Source organism: Cognatiluteimonas lumbrici (genome assembly GCF_006476065.1).
Lineage (GTDB): Bacteria > Pseudomonadota > Gammaproteobacteria > Xanthomonadales > Xanthomonadaceae > Cognatiluteimonas > Cognatiluteimonas lumbrici.
On sequence record NZ_ML636798.1, the window covers coordinates 1,538,724 to 1,558,233 of the forward strand.

The window sequence follows — 19,510 nt, forward strand, 5'->3', positions numbered from 1 at the left end:
GTAACGAGACTGTCTAAACGGAACGTCCATCCGCCGCATCACAACAGGACCTCGACAACAACGGGAACCCCGCCATGAGCCGTAACCGCATCCTCCTCGCCGCCCTGGCCGCCGCCCTCGCCGCCGGCCTGGCGCTTCCGGCCCACGCCCAGCAGGACATCGACCGCATCAGCGGGGACATCACCGCCGAGGCCGGCCAGCGCTACGGCGACCTCGAGACCGTCAGCGGGGACATTTCGATCGGCGACCGCGCCCGTCTCGAGGAGGCAAGCACCGTCAGCGGCGACATCGAGGGCGGCGACGGCGTGCAGGCCGAGTCGCTGTCGAGCGTCAGCGGCGACGTGCGACTCGGCCAGCAGGCGCGCGTCTCCGGCGGACTCGAGTCGGTGAGCGGCGACGTCTTCGTCGGCCGCGGCAGCCAGGTCGGCGGCAGCATCGAGACCGTCTCCGGCGACATCGGGCTCGTCGGCACCATCCTCGCCGGCGACATCGAAACCGTCTCCGGCGACGTCACCGTCGGCGTCGGCTCGCACGTGAAGGGCAGCCTGCGCGTGGAGAAGCCGGACAACGTCGGCATCTCCTTCGGCCGCCACAAGCCGCGCATCGTGATCGGCCCGGATGCCGTGGTGGATGGACCGCTGGTGTTCGAGCGCGAGGTGGTGCTGTACGTGCACGACAGCGCCCGCACCGGCGCGATCACCGGCGCCACCGCGATCCGGTTCTCGACCCCGGCGCCGCCGAAGGACTGAACCGTTGTGGGAGCGCGCCTTGCGCGCGATCGCGGCCAAGGGCCGCTCCCACAAGGGGCGATTGGGCTAGCATCGGGCCTTTCCCGAACAAGGAAGGTCCCGATGCAACGCCTCGCCACCTGCCTCCTCGCCGCGCTCGCCCTGGCCGCCTGCCAGGGCGCCGACGCGCCGGCCGATCCTGCCAACCGCACCGCCGACGGCGCGACCGCCGGCGATGCCGCGTTCGAGCCCGGCATCACCGAAGCCGACTTCGCGCGCCACGTCGAGATCCTCGCCTCGGACGAGTTCGAGGGCCGCGCCCCCGGCACCCCGGGCGGCGAGAAGACGGTCGAGTACATCCGCGCGCAGATGGAGCGCATCGGCCTGCAGCCGGGCAACAACGGCGAGTGGTTCCAGGACGTGCCGATGGTCGAGACCACGGCCGATCCGTCCACCACGATCGAGCTCGCCGTCGCCGGCGACACGCGCACGCTCGCGTTCGGCGACGACATGGTGATCGGCACCCGCACCGGCCAGCAACACGTCAGCATCCAGGACAGCCCGCTGGTGTTCGTCGGCTACGGCGTGGACGCACCCGAGCAGGACTGGAACGACTACGCCGGCGTGGACGTCAAGGGCAAGACCGTGGTCATGCTGGTCAACGACCCCGGCTTCCACGCCAACGACGAGAGCTTGTTCGAAGGCAAGCGGATGACCTACTACGGCCGCTGGACCTACAAGTTCGAGGAGGCAGCGCGCAAGGGCGCGGCCGCGGCGCTGATCATCCACGACACCCTTGGCGCGTCCTACGGCTGGGACGTGGTGCGCAATTCCTGGTCCGGCGCGCAGTACGACCTGCCGGCCGACAGCGACCCGGCGCCGCGCCTGCCCGCGCAGGGCTGGATTTCCGGCGAAGTGGCGAGCGCGCTGTTCACCGACGCGGGGCTCGACCTCGACAAGCTGCGCGCCGCCGCCAACAAGCGCGGCTTCAAGGCGGTGCCGATGGACGCGACCCTGTCGCTGGAGATGGACAGCACCATCACCAGCAAGTCCTCGCGCAACGTGGTCGGCATCCTGCCCGGCAGCGAGCGCCCGGACGAGGCGCTGATCTACATGGCGCACTGGGACCACCTCGGCAAGCACGACATGCCCGACGGCGGCGACGGCATCTACAACGGCGCGGTGGACAACGCCACCGGCGTCGCCGGCATCCTCGAGATCGCCGAGGCCTTCGCCAACCAGGAGACGCCGCCGGAGCGCTCGGTCGTGTTCCTCGCCGTCACCCTGGAGGAATCCGGCCTGCTCGGCTCGCAATACTACGTCGCGCACCCGTCGGTGCCGCTGGAGAAGACCGTGGCCGTGTTCAACGTGGACGCGATGAGCGTGTACGGGCGCAGCCGCGACATCACCGTGGTCGGCATGGGCAGCTCCGAGCTCGAGGACCTGCTGAAGCCGGTGGCCGAGGCGCAGGGCCGCGTGCTGCACGCCGAGGCGCATCCGGAAGCCGGCGGCTACTTCCGCTCCGACCACTTCAACTTCGCCAAGGCCGGCGTGCCGGCACTGTACGTGGACGGCGGCGAGGACCTGGTCGAGGGCGGCAAGGCGGCCGGCGCGGCCGCGGCCAAGGACTACGGCGACAACCGCTACCACGCCCCGGCCGACGAGTACGACCCGGCGACCTGGAAGCTGGGCGGCACCATGGAGGACCTGGAGGCCGTGTACGCAGTTGGCCGCGCGCTCGCCGACGACGAGCGGTGGCCGAACTGGTACGAGGGCAACCCGTTCAAGGCGACGCGCGACCAGGCCCTGGCCAAGTGAGCATCGCCTACTGGTGCATCCTGGTCGCGGCGGCGTTGCCGTACGCGTGGATCGTGATCGCGAAGCGCGGCGGGCCGCGCTACAACAACCGCGATCCGCGCCAGTGGCTTGCGAAGCAGGACAGCCCGCTGGTGCAGCGTGCGAACGCCGCGCACCAGAACGCGTTCGAGGCTTTCCCGCCGTTCGCGGCGGGCGTGCTGATGGCGCAGCTGGCCGGCGTCGAGCCGCGCTTCGTCGCGGCGCTCGCGGTCGCCTTCATCGTGTTCCGCGTCGCCCACGGCCTGTTCTACCTGGGCGGCCAGCACTGGGCGCGCAGCCTGGCATGGGCGCTGGGCTTCGCCTGCGTGATGACGTTGTTCGTCCAGGCGGCCCTGCGGGTGGCGCTGCCGGCCTGAGCCGGCGCGCCACTGCCTATTGCCGGCGCCCCTCCTCGCGGGTGCCGGTGCGCCGTTCCACCCAGGCCAGCACCACGAGCACGGCCAGCGTCAGCACGGTCGCGCCGAGCGCGAGGAACTGCGCGTGCAGGCCGGCGGCGATCCCGATCGTCGCCACCATCAGCAGCGACGCGGCCGTGGTCAGGCCGGAGATGCTGTTGCCGCCGGCGCGGCGGAAGATCGCGCCGGCGCCGAGGAAGCCGACCGCGGTGACGACCGCCTCGATCAGGCGGATCGGATCCACGCGCAGCAGTTGTTCCGGGTACTGGGCGCTGAAGTGGGTCGCGATCAGGTCGCCCAGGCCGACCAGCAGCGCCGCGGCGCCGGCCACCAGCATGTGCGTGCGGAAGCCCGCGGGGCGGTTCTTGAGTTCGCGCTCGAAGCCGATCACCCCGCCCAGCAGCATGGCGTAGGCGGTCGAGGCCAGCACGGCGAGTTGCGGGCCCCAGTGGTCCGGGGCGAAACCGGCGATCCATTCGTCCATGGCGCCAATCCTGTATGGGCGCCCATCAGCGCCGCGTCAGTGCCTCAGCCGGCGACCAGGCGGACCCGCGCGAAGTTGCGCTTGCCCACCGCCAGCATGCCCTCGAACCCGGGTTCAAACACCCGCTGCGGGTCCTCGACCACCGCGCCGTCCACGCGCACCGCGCGCTCGCGCAGCTTGCGGTTGGCCTCGGAGTTGCTCGGGGTGAGACCCGCCGCGGTCAGCAGCGCGGCGATCTTCAGGCCCTCCGCCGGCACCACGACGTCCTGCAGCGGCACCTGGGCGACGTCGCCCTGCCCGCGCACGGCCGCATTCCAGCCGGCCACGGCCTGTTCTGCCGCGGCCTCTCCGTGGAAGCGCGCCGCCAGTTCGCGCGCCAGCCGCAGCTTGACGTCGCGCGGGTTGAGCGCGCCGGCCGCGACCTCGCGCTTGAGCGCCGCCGCCTCGTCCAGGCCGATGTCGAAGCTGAGCAGCTCGATCCATCGCCACATCAGCTCGTCGCCGATCTTCATCGCCTTGGTGACGATGTCGATCGCCGGTTCGTCGATGCCGATGTAGTTGCCCAGCGACTTGGACATCTTCTGCACGCCGTCCAGGCCTTCCAGCAGCGGCATGGTCAGCACCACCTGCGGCTTCTGCCCGTGGTGCTCCTGCAGGCCGCGCCCCATCAGCAGGTTGAACTTCTGGTCGGTGCCGCCGAGCTCGACGTCGGCCTCCAGCGCCACCGAGTCGTAGCCCTGCACCAGCGGATACAGGAACTCGTGGATGGCGATCGGCTGCTGCGCCGCGTAGCGCTTGGCGAAGTCGTCGCGCTCGAGCATGCGCGCGACGGTGTGCTGCGCCGCCAGCCGGACCATGTCCGAGGCGTCCATCTTCGAGAACCACTCGCTGTTGAAGCGCAGCTCGGTGCGCTCGCGGTCGAGCACCTTGAACACCTGCTCGGCGTAGGTGCGGGCATTGGCCGCGACGTCCTCGCGGGTCAGCGGCTTGCGGGTGGCACTCTTGCCGGTCGGGTCGCCGATCATCCCGGTGAAGTCGCCGATCAGGAAGATGACGGTGTGCCCGAGGTCCTGGAACTGCCGCATCTTGTTCAGCAGCACCGTGTGGCCCAGGTGCAGGTCCGGCGCGGTCGGATCGAAGCCGGCCTTGACCCGCAGCGGGCGGCCCTCGCGCAGCCGCTCGGCGAGTTCCTCGCGCTTGAGCAGCTCGTCGGCGCCGCGCGCGATCAGCGCGAGCTGGCGTTCGATCTCGTCGGGGCTGGGGGCGCGGCTGTCCAAGGGGCGGTTCTCGATCGGATGGATGAATGGGCGGGACGGGACCAGCGTTCCCGTGACCGCGGTCCGGGATCGGCGTTAACGACGGGTTAAACCGTGACGCAAGGCTGAAACCCTTGTGTATCAGGGGTTTGACGCATCCTCCTCGCGCCTCTATTTTACCGGCTCGACGCGTCCATCACATCGGACCGGGGGGAGCTGATCTGATGAGCCAGAGCGCATGACCACGCCCGAGACCCGCAGCGGCCGCCGGGCCCGCCTGGAAAAAATACGCGAAGCCGCCCTGCACCGGAAGGTGCTGGCCCGCCATATTCCCGCCGCCTTCAACGGCCGCTGGACCCGCCGCCAGTGGGCCCACGCCAGCCTGTTCGCGACCATCGGCGTGCTGCTCGCCGCGATCGTCCCCGGCTTCTCGGCACCGTCGGTGGACCTTGTGCACGCGTCCTCGCACGCGCCGCGCACGACCATGGCGCTGGCGCTGCCGGCGCTGCCGCAGCGCCCCGCCGCCGCGCAGGCGGCCCCGGCCGACTGGAAGATGGTCACCGTGGAATCGGGGCAGACCCTCGGCGCCGTGTTCCAGCAGCTCGGCCTGCCGACCAGCACCATGCACAAGCTGATCGAGAAACCGGAGATCCGGCGCGAGCTGGTGCGGCTGCGCCCGGGCGACGTGCTCGCCTTCGACATCGCCCACGACGGCGCCCTGCGCGCGCTGCGCTACGACCGCGACATCACCCACCGCGTGCAGCTCAGCCTGGTCGGCGACGAGGTCCACGAGCAGGTGATCGAGCGCCCGACCACCACCCGCACCATCGTGGTCAGCGGCGAGGTCGGACGTTCGCTGTTCTGGTCGGCGCGCAAGCTCGGGCTGCCGGGCCGCACCATCAACCAGCTCACCGACGAGATCTTCCAGTACGACATCGACTTCAACTCCGACGTCGTCGCCAGCGACCGCTTCAGCGTGGTCGTGGAGCAGATCTGGAGCGAGGGCGAACTGCTGCGCACCGGCGACATCCAGGCCGCCACCTTCACCGTGCGCGGCAAGCCGCACACCGCGTTCCGCTTCGAGCACGACGGCAAGACCGAGTACTTCGACGCCGACGGCCGTCCGCTGAAGAAGGCCTTCATCCGCATGCCGGTGCAGTACACCCGCATCAGCTCGCGCTTCACCAGCGCGCGCAAGCACCCGGTGCTGGGCCGCACCCGCGCGCACCAGGGCGTGGACTTCGCCGCGCCCAACGGCACCCCGATCATGGCCGCCGGCAACGCGCGGGTCGCCTTCGTCGGCTGGAAGGGTGGCTACGGGCGCACCGTGGTGCTCGACCACGGCCGCGGCTACAGCACGCTGTACGCGCACATGTCGCGCTTCGCCAAGGTCCGCGCCGGACAGCGCATCAGCCAGGGCACGACCATCGGCTACGTCGGTTCCAGCGGCCTGGCCACCGGCCCGCACCTGCACTACGAATTCCGCGTCAACGGCGTGCACCGCAACCCGCTGGCGGTGACCATGCCGCCGCCGGAGCCGCTGCGCGGCAAGGTGCTGGCAGAGTTCCGCGCCCAGACCAGCAAGGCGCTGGCGCAGATCCGCCAGGTCGAGGACGTGATCTTCGCCAGGGCCGACACCAAAAAGCCCGCCGACAAGGCCTGACATCGCCCCATCCTTGTGGGAGCGGCCCTTGGCCGCGATCGCGCGCAAGGCGCGCTCCCACATGGGTATCCTCCCGGCATGCCAACCCTCTTCCTCGGGCTGATCTCGGGCACCAGCGCCGACGGCATAGACGCCGCGCTGGTCGAGCTGGACGACACCGACCGCAGCCGCTGCCGCCTGCTCGCCGGCCGCACCTTCCCCTGGGACCCCGACCTGCGCGCGACCCTGGTCGCCCTCGGGCAGGGCGGCGAGCCCGGTTCGCTGGACGAGCTCGGCGAGCTCGACGCGCGCGTCGCCATCGCCTTCGCCGAGGCCGCCAACGCGCTGCTGCGCGGGGCCGGCGTCGCCGCGTCCCGGGTCGCGGCCATCGGCTCGCACGGCCAGACCGTGCGCCACCGCCCGCACGCGACGTACCCGTTCACGATGCAGATCGGCAACGGCAGCCGCATCGCCGAACTGACCGGGATCACCACCGTGTCCGACCTGCGCAGCCGCGACATCGCCGCCGGCGGCCACGGCGCGCCGCTGCTGCCGGCGCTGCACGCCGCGCTGCTGGCCAACGGCGACGAGCCGCGTGCGGTGCTCAACCTGGGCGGCATCGCCAACCTGACCTTGCTGCCGGCACCCGCCGGCAGCGTGCGCGGCTTCGACTGCGGCCCCGCGAACGCGCTGCTGGACGCGTGGTGCGAGCGCCACACCGGCGAGTGCTACGACGCCGACGGCCGCTGGGCCGCGAGCGGGCGCGTGGACGAGGCGCTGCTGCGGCGCCTGCTGGATGAACCGTGGTTCGCGATGCCGCCGCCCAAGAGCAGCGGCCGCGAGCAGTTCCACCTCGGCTGGCTGGCGAGACGCCTCTCCGGCGACGAGGCCGCCGCCGATGTGCAGCGCACGCTTCTCGAGTTGACCGCGGCCAGCGCCGCCGCGGCGTTGCTGGCGCAGCAACCCGGCACCCGCCGCCTGCTCGCCTGCGGCGGCGGCGTGCATAACCCGCTGCTGATGCAGCGCATCGCCGCGCGCCTGTCTGGCGTGCAGGTCGAATCCACGGCCGCGCACGGCGTAGACCCGGACTTCGTGGAAGCGATGGGCTTCGCCTGGCTGGCGCGCGAAACCCTGGCCGGACGCCCCGGCAACCTCCCCGCCGTCACCGGCGCCACCGGCCCCCGCATCCTCGGCGCCATCCACCCCGCCTGAAAGAGCTTTTCAGCCACAGATTTCACAGATAAAAAAGGATTTGTTCTGCGGCGTCCGAGCTTCAGCGGGAAAGCGAAGACTCCGCGCAGCCAATCCTTTTCAATCTGTGGAATCTGTGGCTAAACGTCATCTTCCCCCGGAGGAGGAGGGCCGGCCTTGCCGATGGCGGCGAAGGCGGAGTCGGGGATCTGCTCGAGGGCGGCGATGGCTTCCTTGAGGACGTCGGCCTCGTCGGCCTCCAGCTTGGCCGCGGACTCGGTCTCGAGCGCGAGCAGTCCGCGCTCGATCGCCTCCACCAGCACCTGCTCCGGCGACAGGCCGCGCACCTGCGCCAGCCGCTGCAGGCGCCCGGCGACCACCGGGTCCAGCCCTTCCAGCGTCGTTGCGGTCATCGTGCTTCCCCTCCCGCCGCGTCGTCGACGCGGACGCGGCCCCACAACCATGCCAGCAACAGCAGGGTGGGCACCACTGTCAGCGCGCTCAGGGTGAAGAAGGTCGCATAGGAGGTGGCCTCGACGAAATACCCCGACACGCCGCCCGCGAACTTGCCCGGCAGGTTCGCCAGCGAGACCAGCAGCGCGAACTGGGTGGCGGTGAAGTTGCGGTCGGTCAGCGCGGACATGAATGCGATCAGCACCACCCCGGCGAAGCCGAGGAACAGGTTGTCGGCACTGATCGCGGCGTAGAACGCCCAGAGCTGGCCCGGGTTCCAGGCCATCAGCAGGAACGCCAGGTTGGACAGCGCAACGCCCAGGGCCGCGACCAGCAGCATCCGGCGCACGCCGAACGCGGCCACCGCGACACCACCCAGGAACGCGCCGGCGATGCCCATCCAGATGCCGTAGACCTTCGACACGGTGGCGATGTCGGCCTTGCTGAAGCCCGAGTCGAGGTAGAACGGCCCGGCCATCACCCCGATCACCTGGTCCGGGAACTTGAACAGGCCGACGAACAGCAGCAGCACCAGCCCGAGCGCCACCCCGTTGTTGCGGAAGTAGCTGGCGAAGGGCTGCCAGAAGGCGCCGAGGAAATCGATCCGGCGCTCGACCGTCGCCGCCCGCGCCTCCGGCTCCCTGGCCAGCAGCGTTGCCGCCACCGGGATCAGCATCAGTGCCGCCATCCACAGGTAGGACGGCCGCCAGCCCTGGAACTCGGCGATGTACAGCGCGCCGGCGCCGCCGACGATCAGGCCGAAGCGGTAACCCAGGGTGTAGGTCGCCGCCAGCGCCGCCTGCGCAGAGGCCGGTGCGACCTCGATGCGGTACGCGTCCACCACCGAGTCCTGGGTCGCGCCGGCAAACGAACCCACCAGCACCCAGCAGACCAGCGCGGTGACGTCCATCTCCGGACGCGTGAGCGCCAGCGCAGCCAGGCTGGCGCCGACCAGCAGCTGCGACACCAGCAGCCACGAGCGCCGGCGTCCGAGGAACGCGGTCAGCGGGAACGGGAAGCGGTCGATCAGCGGCGCCCACAGGAACTTGAGCAGGTAGAAGAAGCTGGCCAGGCTGATCAGGCCGATGCTGCCCAGGTCCAGGCCGACGTCGCGCAGCCGCGTGGACAGCGTCATCGAGGCGATCAGCAGGAACGGCAGGCCGGAGCCGAACCCGAACACCAGCAGCGTGAACGCCGACGGCGTGGCGAACGCGCGCTTGATCCCGGACCAGCCCTTGTACGACACCGCGCCTTCGTTGGTCGCGCTCACAGGGCGTAGTCCACGGTGTACGGCGCGTGGTCGGAGAAGCGCGGCGTCGGCGCGATCGAGCAGCCGCGCAGGCGCTCGCGCAGCGACGGGGTCACGAACTGGTAGTCGATGCGCCAGCCGACGTTCTTGGCGCGCGCGGCGCCGCGGTTGCTCCACCAGGTGTAGTCCTGGCCCTCGGGGTTCAGCGCGCGGTACGTATCCACCCAGCCATGGGTGTCGAAGCACAGGCCGTTGAGCCACTCGCGCTCGGGCGGCAGGCAGCCGGAGTTCTTCTGGTTCGACTTCCAGTTGCGGATGTCGAGCTCGCTGCGGACGATGTTCCAGTCGCCGCAGAGCACGAAGTCGCGGCCGCTGGCCAGCCACTGGTCGAGGATCGGCCGCAGCCACTCCATGACCTCGAACTTGAAGCCCTGGCGCAACTCGCCGGAGGAACCGGAGGGGATGTAGAACGAGACCACGCTGAGGTTGCCGAAGCGCGCCTCGATGTAGCGCCCCTCCTCGTCGAACGCGTCCCAGCCGAGCGCGGTGCGGATCTCGTCCGGTTCGCGCTTCGAATAGATGGCGACGCCGCTGTAGCCCTTCTTCGTCGTGGCGTCGCGGAACCAGGCCTTGTACCCGTCGGGAAGGAACTCGGGACCGGCAAGCTGGTGCTCCTGCGCCTTGGTCTCCTGGACCGCGAGCACGTCGACATCCTGCCCGCGGAACCAGTCGAAGAAGCCCTTGCTCGCGGCCGAGCGCAGGCCGTTCGCGTTGAAGCTGGTGATGCGCATGCGACGTCCGGATCCGGGTTGCGGGGATCATAGCAATGCGTGGGAGAATGGCGCCCATGCCCGACAAGAGCGCCCTCGAGCATCGCCGCCGGTTCCTGGAGCTCGCCCTGCGCGTCGAGGCCCTGCGCTTCGGCGAATTCACGTTGAAGTCGGGCCGCAACAGCCCGTACTTCTTCAATGCCGGCCGCTTCGACTCGGGCGCCGCGCTGGCCACCCTGGCCGGCTGCTACGCCGATGCCATCGACGCCGCCGGCATCGGCTTCGACCTCCTGTTCGGGCCCGCCTACAAGGGCATCCCGCTGGCCACGGCGCTGGCCTGCGAGTACGCGCGCCGCGGCCGCGACCTGCCGGTGGCGTTCAACCGCAAGGAAGCCAAGGCCCACGGCGAGGGCGGCAGCCTGATCGGGGCGCCGCTGGCCGGGCGCCGGGTGCTGGTCGTGGACGACGTGGTCACCGCCGGCACCGCGGTGCGCGAGGCGCTGGCCACCATCACCGCCGCCGGCGGCAGCGTGGCCGCGCTGGCGATCGCGCTCGACCGCCAGGAGGCGGTGGCCGAAGGCGACCCGCGCTCGGCCACGCAGGCGCTGGCCGAGGACGCGGGCATCGCGGTGGTCGCGGTCGCCGGGCTGGACGACCTGCTTGCGTTCGCGGGCGAAAGCGGCGAACTTGTCGGCCAACGCGAGCGGCTGCTCGACTACCGCGCGCGGTTTGGTTGCAGGACAGGGGCTGCAGGATGATCAAGCGCATGGCGATCGCGCTGTCGCTGCTGGCGTTCGCCGCCGGCGCGCAGGCGCAGCAGAAGAAGCTGTATTGCTGGGACGACGCCGACGGCAACCGCATCTGCGGCGACACGCTGCCGCCGGGCGCCACCGACCTCGCGCGCACCGAGATCGACGCGCGCAGCGGGCGCAAGGAAGCCGAGGTGGAACGCGCGCTGACCGCGGAGGAACGCGCGCAGGCGGACGCGGCTGCCGCGGCTGCCGCGGCCGAGGCCGCCGCGGAGGCGGAGCGCAAGCGGCGCGACCTGGCGATGGTCGAGTCGTACGCGAGCGAGGACCAGCTGCGCCGCGCCTACGGCGAGCGCACCGTGCTGGTGGACGAGGGCATCAAGGCCTCGCTGCTGGGCGAGGCGGCGCTGCGGCGCAGCCTGGTGACGCTGCTCGACCAGGCCAACGCGCTGGAACTGGAGGGCAAGCCGGTGCCGGACAAGCTGCTCTCCGGGCTGCGCGCGCGCCACGCCGAACTGCAGAAGCAGCAGCGGATCCTCGCCGACCAGCGCGCCGAGCGCGCCGCGCTCGAGCTGGAGCTGGCCGACGCCGTCGCCCGCTACCGTGCGATGAAGAATCCCGACGCCGCGGAACTGGCGCCCTAGAACGGAAGCGGCAGCGAGGGCTCGAGGGCGAGCAGCTGCTCGCGGAACTGGCCCTGGATCCGCTCCAGCGCTTCCTGCGTGTCCGCGTCGAAGCGCATCACCAGCACCGGCGTGGTGTTGGAGGCGCGCACCAGGCCCCAGCCGTCCGGCCAGTCCACGCGCAGGCCGTCGATGGTCGAGGCGCGCGCGCCCTCGAAGCTGGCCGCGGTGCGGAAGCGCTCGACCAAGGCGTGCGGGTCGCCGCCGGGGGCATCCACCTTGATCTCCGGCGTGGACACGCCCGCGGGCAGCGCCTCGAGCAGCTCGCCCGGCGACTCGGTGCGGCCGGCCACGATCTCCAGCAGCCGCGCGGCCGAGTAGATGCCGTCGTCGAACCCGTACCAGCGCTCGGCGAAGAAGAAGTGGCCGCTCATCTCGCCGGCGAGTTCGGCCTCGACCTCGCGCATCTTCGACTTGATCAGCGAATGCCCGGTCTTCCACATCAGCGGGCTGCCGCCGTGGCGCAGGATGTGGCCCTGCAGCTTGCCGCTGCACTTCACGTCGTAGACGATCACCGCGCCCGGGTTGCGCTCGAGCACGTCGGCCGCGAACAGCATCAGCAGGCGGTCGGGGAAGATGTTGGCGCCGCTGGGCGTCACCACCCCGAGGCGATCGCCGTCGCCGTCGAAGGCGATGCCCAGTTCCGCGCCCTCGCGCGCGACGACCTCGATCAGGTCCTGGAGGTTGTGCGGCTCGCTCGGGTCCGGATGGTGGTTCGGGAAGGTGCCGTCGATCTCGCAGTAGAGCGGGACCACGTCGGCGCCGATCGCCTTGAGCACCTTCGGGCCGATCTCCCCGGCGACGCCGTTGCCGGCGTCCACCACCACCTTGATGCGGCGGTCGAGCTGCACGTCGGTGGCGATGCGCGCCACGTAGTCGTCGGCGATGTCGCGCTGCGACAGCGTGCCGCGTGCTTCGGCGGTGTGCAGGCGGCCGTCGCGGATGCGCTCGTACAGGCCGGTGATCTCGTCGCCCGACAGCGTGGTGCCGCCGACCATGATCTTGAAGCCGTTGTAGTCCGGCGGGTTGTGGCTGCCGGTGACGGCGATGCCGCAGCCGGTGCGCAGTTCGTAGGTACCGAAGTACAGCACGGGCGTCGGCACCATGCCGATGTCGATGACGTTGCGGCCGGCCTTGCGCAGGCCCTCGGTCAGCCCGGCGACCATGTCAGGGCCGGACAGGCGCCCGTCGCGGCCGACCAGGATGTCGGTGGCGCCCTGCTCGTGCATCAGCGTGCCGACGGCCTGGCCGAGCAGCTCGGCGACGCCGATGTCGAGGGTCTTGCCGACCACGCCGCGCACGTCGTAGGCGCGGAAGATGCCGGGATCCACCTTCGGTCCGGCCACGGGCGTGGCCACCGCCGCATCCTCCGCGGGGCCGGCCGCGGTCGCGGCCACGGCCCCGGGCACTACGGGTGCTTCCGCGGTCGCGGCCGGGGCGTCGACCGCCGCGGGCTGGGCCAGCGCTTCCTGCAGCGTGCGCGGCTGCTCCGGTTCCACGGCTTCCTCTTCGGTGGCCGGCTTGCGGCGCACGACCACGATCGCCAGCACCGCGAGCAGCGCCAGCACGCCGGCGCCGATGAACGAGGCCTGCGCGCCCAGCCCGAATACGCCGGCGGTCTCGTCCGGCAGCGAGGCCGCCACCCGCAGGCCGCTGTCGCCGACGGTCACCGACATCGCCTCGGCGGTCTGTGCGAGCGCCGGATCGCCGCGCTCGATCACCGTGTAGCTGCCCTGGCGCAGCGCGAGGTAGCCCTCGCCCGCGGCGTCGGAGGCCTGCAGCGCGACCGTGACCAGGTCCAGCGGCAGCAGCAGGTAGGCCACGCCGACCAGTTGTTCGCCGACCTGCGCCGGCGCCGCCAGGGCCAGGTGCAGGCCGTCGTCCTTCACCACGCGCGCCGCGGCACCACCTTCGGCAAGCGCCGCCTCCATCACCGCGAGGCGGCCGAAGCCGCCCTCGTCGAGCCCGGCGTAGGCCGGATCGAGGTCGGCCGGCAGGATGCTCGCCTGCTCGAGCCGCGGCCAGTCCTCGCGCAGGCGCGCTTCCGCCGTTCCGGTGTCGCCCGCCGCGAGGGCTGCCTGCACGTCCGCGGAGGCCAGCCGCTCGTCGAGCTTCTGCCGCTGCTGCGACAGCATGCGCGCGGTGGACTGCGCGGCCAGGTCGCGCGAACGCTCGAGCGCCTGCGCGCGGTCGGCGTCGCGGGCCTGCTGCCAGCCGGTCCAGGCCAGCCACGCGGCAGCCAGCAGCGTCACCGCCGCGACCAGCGGCAGCAACGGGCGCAGCTGCGCGGCGGAGAGCTTGAGTCGGGGTTTTGCTGCCGTCATCGCCGAGTCCTCGTGGATCAACGCACGCCGGTGTGGCCGAAACCGCCGGCACCGCGCGCGCTTTCCGGGAAAGTATCCACCACCTGCAACGTTGCGCGCACGATCGGCAGGACAAGCAGCTGCGCGATGCGGTCGCCGGGCGCGATGGTGAACGCCGCATTGCCGCGGTTCCAGGTGCTCACCATCAGCGGGCCCTGGTAGTCCGCGTCGATCAGGCCGGTGCCATTGCCCATGACGATGCCGTGGCGGTGGCCGAGGCCGGAGCGCGGCAGCACCAGGGCGCACAACGCCGGGTCGGCGAGGTGGATCGCCAGACCCGTCGGCACCAGGGCGGCGTCGCCGGGCGCGAGCTCGAGGTCGGCGTCGAGCGCGGCGCGCAGGTCGAGCGCGGCGCTGGCCTCGGTCGCGTACTCCGGCAGCGGCCACTCGGTGCCCCAGCGTGGATCGAGCAATTTGACCTGCAGCGTTTTCTGCATCACGAGCGTCCGGCGATCCGTTCGGCAATCAGTTCGATGAGCGTATCCGCAAGCGCGGCCTTGGGGGCGGGGCCGAGTGCGCGCTCGAAGCCCTCGCCGACCACGGTGAGCGCGTTGGTCTCGGCTTCGAAGCCGCTTCCGGGCACGCCGACGCGGTTGGCGGCGACCAGGTCCACGCGCTTGGCGGCCAGCTTGGCGCGCGCGTTCGCGACCAGGTCCTCGGTCTCCGCGGCGAAGCCCACCACCAGGCGCGGGCGCAGCCGGTGCGCGGCGACCGCGGCGAGCACGTCCGGTGTTCGCACCAGTTCCAGCGTCATGCGCTCCACGCCCGGCTGCTTCTTGAGCTTGTGGCCAGCGGTGTCGCGCGGGGTCCAGTCGGCTACCGCGGCGGCGCCGACATAGACATCCGCGGGCAGTGCCGCCAGCACGGCGTCGCGCAGCTGCGCCGCCGAACGGATGTCCACGCGCTCCACCCCGGCGGGCGTCTCCAGGTGCACCGGGCCGGCCACCAGCACCACTTCCGCGCCGGCGGCCGCGGCAGCCGCGGCGACCGCGAAACCCATGCGCCCGCTGCTGCGGTTGCCGATGAAGCGCACCGGGTCGATGTCCTCGAAGGTCGGGCCGGCGCTGACCACCACGCGGCGGCCGGCAAGCAGCGTGCTCACCGCGCCGGGGCCGCCAGCCGGCCGGCGAGGTCGGCCACGATCGCTTCCGGTTCGCGCAGGCGCCCGGGGCCGCACTCGCCCTCCGCCAGCAGGCCGGTGTCGGGGCCGAGGATCTGCACGCCGCGAGCGCGCAGGGTCTCGATGTTCGCCTGGGTCGCCGGGTGCAGCCACATGCGGTGGTTCATCGCCGGCGCGACCGCCAGCGGGGCGTCGGTGGCCAGGCAGACGGTGCTGACGAGGTCGTCGGCCAGGCCGTGGGCGAGCTTGGCGATGGTGTTGGCGGTGGCCGGCGCGACGATGACCAGGTCGGCCCAGCGCGCCAGTTCGAGATGGCCCATGGCCGCCTCCGCCGCCGCGTCCCACAGCGAATGCCGGACCGTGCGGTGCGAGACCGCCTGGAAGCTCTGGGCATCCACGAAGCGTTGCGCCGAGGCGGTCATCGCCACCTGCACCTCGGCCCCGGCGTCGCGCAGCCGGCGCACCAGCTCGACCGCCTTGTAGGCCGCGATGCCGCCGCACACGCACAGCAGCACGCGTCGCTTCGCGAAGCCGTCCCCGGTGCCGTCGGTGCCTGCGTTCATGGTGCCGGAAGTTCCCTACATCCAGTCGCGGCCTAGCTTACCCGAAGCCCCGTGCAAGGCCCGACGGCGGCCGCGGCGGCGCCAGCCGATCCTGTCCGGCATGCAGATCAGCGACTGGCCAGCGAACGAGCGCCCGCGCGAGAAGATGACCGCCCGCGGCGCCGGGGTGCTCTCCGACGCCGAGCTGCTCGCGATCTTCCTCGGCTCCGGGACCCGCGGGCGCGACGCGGTCAGTACCGCGCGCGCCCTGCTCGCGGCGCACGGCCCGCTGCGCCGCCTGCTGGAACGCACGCCGACGGAACTGGCGGCCCTGCCCGGCCTGGGCCAGGCACGGGCCTGCCAGCTGCTGGCGGCGCTGGAGCTGTGCGACCGCTTCCTCGCTGCCGGGCTCGAGCGCGGCGAGGCGCTGACCGACCCGCCCGCCGCCGGCCGCTATTTCGCCCAGCGCCTGCGCGGCCACCCCAACGAGGTCTTCGCGGTCCTGTTCCTCGACACCCGCCACCGCGCGCTCGGTTTCGAGGAGCTGTTCCGGGGCACGGTGGACGGCGCCGAGGTGCACCCGCGCGAGGTCGTCCGGCGCGCGCTGGTGCACAACGCCGCCGCGGTCATCGTCGGCCACAACCACCCCAGCGGCAGCGCCGAGCCCAGCGCCGCCGACCGCGCCGTGACCGCGCGCCTGAAGCAGGCGCTGGCGCTGGTGGACATCCGCCTGCTCGACCACTTCGTCGTCGGTGACGGCGTCCCCGTCTCCCTCGCCGCGCGCGGGTGGGTCTGAGCGCCGTCGCGTACAATCGGCAGCCGTTGAACACGGCGAATTCCCCTGTGAATACCCCCCTTCGCGCCCTGGTCCGCGACCTCGTCGGCCAGGGCATCGAGACCCTGCGCGCTGACGGCACGCTGCCGGCCGGCCTGGAGGTCCCGGAGTTCGTGGTCGAGCGTCCCAAGGACCGCAGCCACGGCGACTTCTCCAGCAATGCCGCGATGCTGCTGGCCAGGCCGGCGAAGTCGAACCCGCGCGCGCTGGCGCAGGCGCTGGTCGCGGCGCTGCCGCCGAGCGACGCGATCGCCGCGGTCGAGATCGCCGGCCCGGGCTTCCTCAACTTCCGGCTGTCCGAAAGCGCCTGGCAGGGCCAGCTGCGCACCATCCTCGCGCAGGGCGCGGACTACGGCCGCAACGACTCCGGCCAGGGCCGCGTGGCCGGCGTCGAGTACGTGTCCGCCAACCCGACCGGGCCGCTGCACGTCGGCCACGGCCGCGCCGCGGTGATCGGCGACTGCATCGCGCGCGTGCTCGACGCCAACGGGTGGCGCGTCAGGCGCGAGTACTACTACAACGACGCCGGCGCGCAGATCGACAACCTCGCGAAGTCGGTGCAGGCGCGCGCGCTGGGCAAGACCCCCGACGATCCGTCGTGGCCGGAGGACGGCTACCGCGGCGACTACATCGTGGAAGTCGCGCAGGCCTACCTGCGCGGCGAGACCGTCGCCTTCGAGGACCACGCCGTCACCGGTGCCGCGGATCCGCAGGACCTCGACGCGATCCGCCGCTTCGCCGTGGCCTGGCTGCGCCGCGAGCAGAACGAGGACCTCGCGGCCTACGGGGTCGCCTTCGACGTGTATTTCCTGGAGTCCTCGCTGTACGCCGACGGCAAGGTCGAGGAGACCGTGCGCGAACTGGTCGCCAACGGCCACACCTACGAGGAAGGCGGCGCGCTGTGGCTGCGCACCACCGACTTCGGCGACGACAAGGACCGCGTGATGCGCAAGTCCGACGGCACGTACACGTACTTCGTGCCGGACGTCGCCTACCACCTGAGCAAGTGGCAGCGCGGCTACGAGCGCGCGATCACCGAGCTCGGCGCCGACCACCACGGCTCGCTCGCGCGCGTGCGCGCCGGGCTGCAGGCGCTCGACGCCGGCATTCCGCAGGGCTGGCCGGAGTACGTGCTGCACCAGATGGTCACCGTGGTGCGCGGCGGCGAGGAAGTGAAGCTGTCCAAGCGCGCCGGCAGCTACCTGACCCTGCGCGACCTGATCGAAGAGGTGGGCCGCGACGCGACCCGCTGGTTCCTGCTGGCGCGCAAGCCGGACTCGCAGCTCACCTTCGACATCGACCTGGCGCGCAGCCAGTCGCTGGACAACCCGGTGTACTACGTGCAGCTCTCGCACGCGCGCATCCGCGGCCTGTTCCGGCAGCTGCAGGAACGCGCGCTGGCCTGGGACCGCGCGACCGGCCTGGCGCAACCGCTGGACCTGGACAACGGGGCCACGCATGCGCTGCTGACCGCGCTGTCGCGCTGGCCGGACGTGGTCGCGTCGGCGGGCGAGCACCTGGAACCGCACCTGGTCGCGGCCTATCTTCACGATCTCGCGCAGGCGTTCCAGTCCTACTACAACGACCACCAGTTCCTGGTGGACGACGACGCCGTGCGCAGCGGCCGGCTCGTGCTCGCCGAGGCGACCGGGCAGGTGCTGGCGAACGGCCTGGCGCTGCTGGGCGTGTCCGCGCCCGAGCGCATGTAACGAACCGAGGGAAGACGCAGTGGCAGCAAGACGCGGCAAGTCGCAGGCGCGACGCAACAACGGCAACGGCAAACTGCCCGGTTGGGCGTGGATGGTGCTCGGCATCGTGCTGACCGTGGTGGTGGTGCTGGCGCTGCCCTACCTGAAGGGCCGCAACGACGGCGACCGCTTCCTGCGCCCGACGCCCAACCCCGAGGCCAGGCCGGCGGCGGCGAGCGAGGCCGGCGACGAGGCGGCGGCCGGGGACGACGCCGCGCTGCCGGCGCCCAAGCCCACCCAGTACGACTTCTACACGCTGCTGCCCTCCGACGAGGTGGCGATGACCGACGCCGAGCTCGCCGCCACCGCGCGCGCCGAGGAGGAGCGCCGCGCGCGCGAGGACGCCGCGGCCGCCGCACGCGACGAGGACGCCGCCGAGCCCGCCACGGCGGCGCCAACCCCCACGACGTCCACGACGGCCGCGATCGAGCCCGGCGGCGACACCCCCTACGTGCTGCAGGCCGGCGCGTTCGGCTCGGCCTCGGACGCCGAATCTCTCAAGGCGCGCATCGCGTTGCTCGGGCTGAGCGCGCGGGTCGAACCCGCCGAGGTCCGCGGCCAGACCGTCTACCGGGTGCGCATGGGGCCGTACCGCACCGCGTCGGAGCTGGCCGAGGCCAAGGCCAAGCTCACCGGCGGCGGCCTGCCGGCGATGGCGATCCGCGCGAAATGAGCCGCGTCGCGCTCGTCACCGGCGCCAGTTCCGGCTTCGGCCGGGCGACGGTGGAGCGCTTCGTCGCCGGCGGCTGGCGCGTGGTCGCCTGCGGCCGGCGCGCGGAACGGCTGCAGGCGCTGGTGGACGCGCTCGGCCCCGGCAAGGTGCACGCGGCCGCGTTCGACATCCGCGACGCCGACGCGATGCGCGCGGCGCTCGACGCGCTTCCCGATGACTTCCGCGGCATCGACCTGCTGGTCAACAACGCCGGGCTGGCGCTGGGCACGCGGCCCGCGCAGGAGGCCTCGCTGGACGACTGGCGCACCATGATCGAGACCAACGTCACCGCGCTGGTGACGCTCACGCACGCGCTGCTGCCGACGCTCATCGAGCGCCGCGGGGCGATCGTCAACGTCAGCTCCACCGCGGCGAAGTACCCCTACACCGGCGGCAACGTCTACGGCGGCACCAAGGCCTTCGTCTCGCAGTTCTCGCTCAACCTGCGCGCCGACCTGCACGGCACCGGCGTGCGCGTCACCGCGGTCGAGCCGGGCATGGCCGAGACCGAGTTCACCCTGGTGCGCACCCACGGCGACCAGGCCGCCTCCGACGCGCTCTACGCGGGCGCCGACCCGATGACCGCGGCGGACATCGCCGACACGATCTGGTGGATCGCCAATCTCCCCCCGCACCTCAACATCAACCGCATCGAACTGATGCCCACCACCCAGTCCTTCGCCGGCTTCAACGTCCACCGCTCCTGACACATTCTTCTAGCCACAGATTCCAC

General features: G+C 71.9%; 17 protein-coding genes and 2 pseudogenes. 11 read left to right on the forward strand and 8 right to left on the reverse strand.

Annotated features, from left to right (window positions below):
* Positions 1–74 precede the first annotated feature (74 nt).
* The 3 genes and pseudogenes from E4F25_RS07475 (at position 75) to E4F25_RS07485 (ending at position 2,941) form a co-directional block, all read left to right on the forward strand.
* Positions 75–749 carry a DUF4097 family beta strand repeat-containing protein gene (locus E4F25_RS07475; protein WP_220433196.1) on the forward strand — a complete coding sequence of 225 codons (675 nt, stop codon included), beginning with the start codon at positions 75–77 and terminating at the stop codon, positions 747–749.
* Positions 750–851: 102 nt separating this feature from the next.
* Positions 852–2,540, forward strand: a pseudogene (locus E4F25_RS07480) (M28 family metallopeptidase); the annotation flags it as partial.
* A gap of 2 nt (positions 2,541–2,542) precedes the next feature.
* Positions 2,543–2,941, forward strand: a complete 399-nt coding sequence (locus tag E4F25_RS07485) for an MAPEG family protein (RefSeq protein ID WP_140909538.1) — start codon at positions 2,543–2,545, stop codon at positions 2,939–2,941.
* A 16-nt stretch (positions 2,942–2,957) separates the two neighbouring features.
* Here the strand turns inward: E4F25_RS07485 and E4F25_RS07490 are convergent, their stop codons facing one another.
* Positions 2,958–3,464, reverse strand: coding sequence for an MgtC/SapB family protein (locus E4F25_RS07490; protein WP_140909539.1), 507 nt, complete (start codon positions 3,462–3,464; stop codon positions 2,958–2,960).
* 44 nt (positions 3,465–3,508) lie between these two features.
* On the reverse strand, positions 3,509–4,741 hold the full coding sequence (tyrS, locus tag E4F25_RS07495) for a tyrosine--tRNA ligase (RefSeq protein ID WP_246069813.1): 1,233 nt from the start codon (positions 4,739–4,741) through the stop codon (positions 3,509–3,511).
* Positions 4,742–4,958: 217 nt separating this feature from the next.
* Between tyrS and E4F25_RS07500 the strand changes: the two genes are divergently transcribed.
* Together E4F25_RS07500 and E4F25_RS07505 are read left to right on the forward strand one after the other, a co-directional pair.
* Positions 4,959–6,383, forward strand: a complete 1,425-nt coding sequence (locus E4F25_RS07500) for a M23 family metallopeptidase (protein ID WP_140909540.1) — start codon at positions 4,959–4,961, stop codon at positions 6,381–6,383.
* Between the two features lie 78 nt (positions 6,384–6,461).
* On the forward strand, positions 6,462–7,574 hold the full coding sequence (locus tag E4F25_RS07505; RefSeq protein ID WP_140909541.1) for an anhydro-N-acetylmuramic acid kinase: 1,113 nt from the start codon (positions 6,462–6,464) through the stop codon (positions 7,572–7,574).
* 119 nt (positions 7,575–7,693) lie between these two features.
* Here E4F25_RS07505 and E4F25_RS07510 read toward each other — a convergent pair whose 3' ends face one another.
* Genes E4F25_RS07510 through E4F25_RS07520 form a run of 3 tightly spaced genes read right to left on the reverse strand, consistent with a single transcriptional unit; the run spans position 7,694 to position 10,046 of the window.
* The gene (locus tag E4F25_RS07510) at positions 7,694–7,966 is read right to left on the reverse strand and encodes a hypothetical protein (protein ID WP_140909542.1); all 273 of its coding nucleotides are present in this window, start codon (positions 7,964–7,966) and stop codon (positions 7,694–7,696) included.
* Positions 7,963–9,276 (reverse strand): AmpG family muropeptide MFS transporter, encoded by a 1,314-nt coding sequence (locus E4F25_RS07515; RefSeq protein ID WP_140909543.1) that lies wholly within the window; start codon positions 9,274–9,276, stop codon positions 7,963–7,965. The genes E4F25_RS07510 and E4F25_RS07515 overlap by 4 nt, the downstream gene beginning before the upstream one ends.
* Positions 9,273–10,046 carry an exodeoxyribonuclease III gene (locus E4F25_RS07520; RefSeq protein ID WP_140909544.1) on the reverse strand — a complete coding sequence of 258 codons (774 nt, stop codon included), beginning with the start codon at positions 10,044–10,046 and terminating at the stop codon, positions 9,273–9,275. The genes E4F25_RS07515 and E4F25_RS07520 overlap by 4 nt, the downstream gene beginning before the upstream one ends.
* Positions 10,047–10,102: 56 nt before the next feature.
* On the opposite strand from E4F25_RS07520, the gene pyrE reads away from it, so the two are divergent.
* Complete coding sequence (gene pyrE, locus E4F25_RS07525) at positions 10,103–10,783, forward strand: orotate phosphoribosyltransferase (protein ID WP_140909545.1); 681 nt, start codon at positions 10,103–10,105, stop codon at positions 10,781–10,783.
* Entirely contained in the window at positions 10,780–11,418 is a 639-nt protein-coding gene (locus tag E4F25_RS07530) for a hypothetical protein (protein WP_140909546.1), read from the forward strand. Before pyrE ends, E4F25_RS07530 begins: the two co-directional genes overlap by 4 nt.
* Here E4F25_RS07530 and E4F25_RS07535 read toward each other — a convergent pair.
* The 3 genes and pseudogenes from E4F25_RS07535 to coaBC form a co-directional block, all read right to left on the reverse strand.
* Positions 11,415–13,781 carry a phosphomannomutase/phosphoglucomutase gene (locus tag E4F25_RS07535; protein WP_140909547.1) on the reverse strand — a complete coding sequence of 789 codons (2,367 nt, stop codon included), beginning with the start codon at positions 13,779–13,781 and terminating at the stop codon, positions 11,415–11,417. The genes E4F25_RS07530 and E4F25_RS07535 overlap by 4 nt on opposite strands.
* Before the next feature lie 17 nt (positions 13,782–13,798).
* Positions 13,799–14,257, reverse strand: coding sequence for a dUTP diphosphatase (gene dut, locus E4F25_RS07540; RefSeq protein WP_140909548.1), 459 nt, complete (start codon positions 14,255–14,257; stop codon positions 13,799–13,801).
* Positions 14,257–15,503: pseudogene (gene coaBC, locus E4F25_RS07545) on the reverse strand (bifunctional phosphopantothenoylcysteine decarboxylase/phosphopantothenate--cysteine ligase CoaBC). The gene dut and the pseudogene coaBC overlap by 1 nt, the downstream one beginning before the upstream one ends.
* Before the next feature lie 100 nt (positions 15,504–15,603).
* On the opposite strand from coaBC, the gene radC reads away from it, so the two are divergent.
* Genes radC through E4F25_RS07565 form a run of 4 tightly spaced genes read left to right on the forward strand, consistent with a single transcriptional unit; the run spans position 15,604 to position 19,484 of the window.
* Positions 15,604–16,278 carry a RadC family protein gene (gene radC, locus E4F25_RS07550; RefSeq protein WP_140909549.1) on the forward strand — a complete coding sequence of 225 codons (675 nt, stop codon included), beginning with the start codon at positions 15,604–15,606 and terminating at the stop codon, positions 16,276–16,278.
* Between the two features lie 47 nt (positions 16,279–16,325).
* Complete coding sequence (argS, locus tag E4F25_RS07555; protein WP_140909550.1) at positions 16,326–18,026, forward strand: arginine--tRNA ligase; 1,701 nt, start codon at positions 16,326–16,328, stop codon at positions 18,024–18,026.
* Between the two features lie 19 nt (positions 18,027–18,045).
* Entirely contained in the window at positions 18,046–18,738 is a 693-nt protein-coding gene (locus E4F25_RS07560; RefSeq protein WP_140909551.1) for an SPOR domain-containing protein, read from the forward strand.
* A complete protein-coding gene (locus E4F25_RS07565) occupies positions 18,735–19,484 on the forward strand; it encodes an SDR family NAD(P)-dependent oxidoreductase (RefSeq protein ID WP_140909552.1) in 750 nt (249 codons plus the stop codon). Before E4F25_RS07560 ends, E4F25_RS07565 begins: the two co-directional genes overlap by 4 nt.
* Positions 19,485–19,510: the final 26 nt, after the last annotated feature.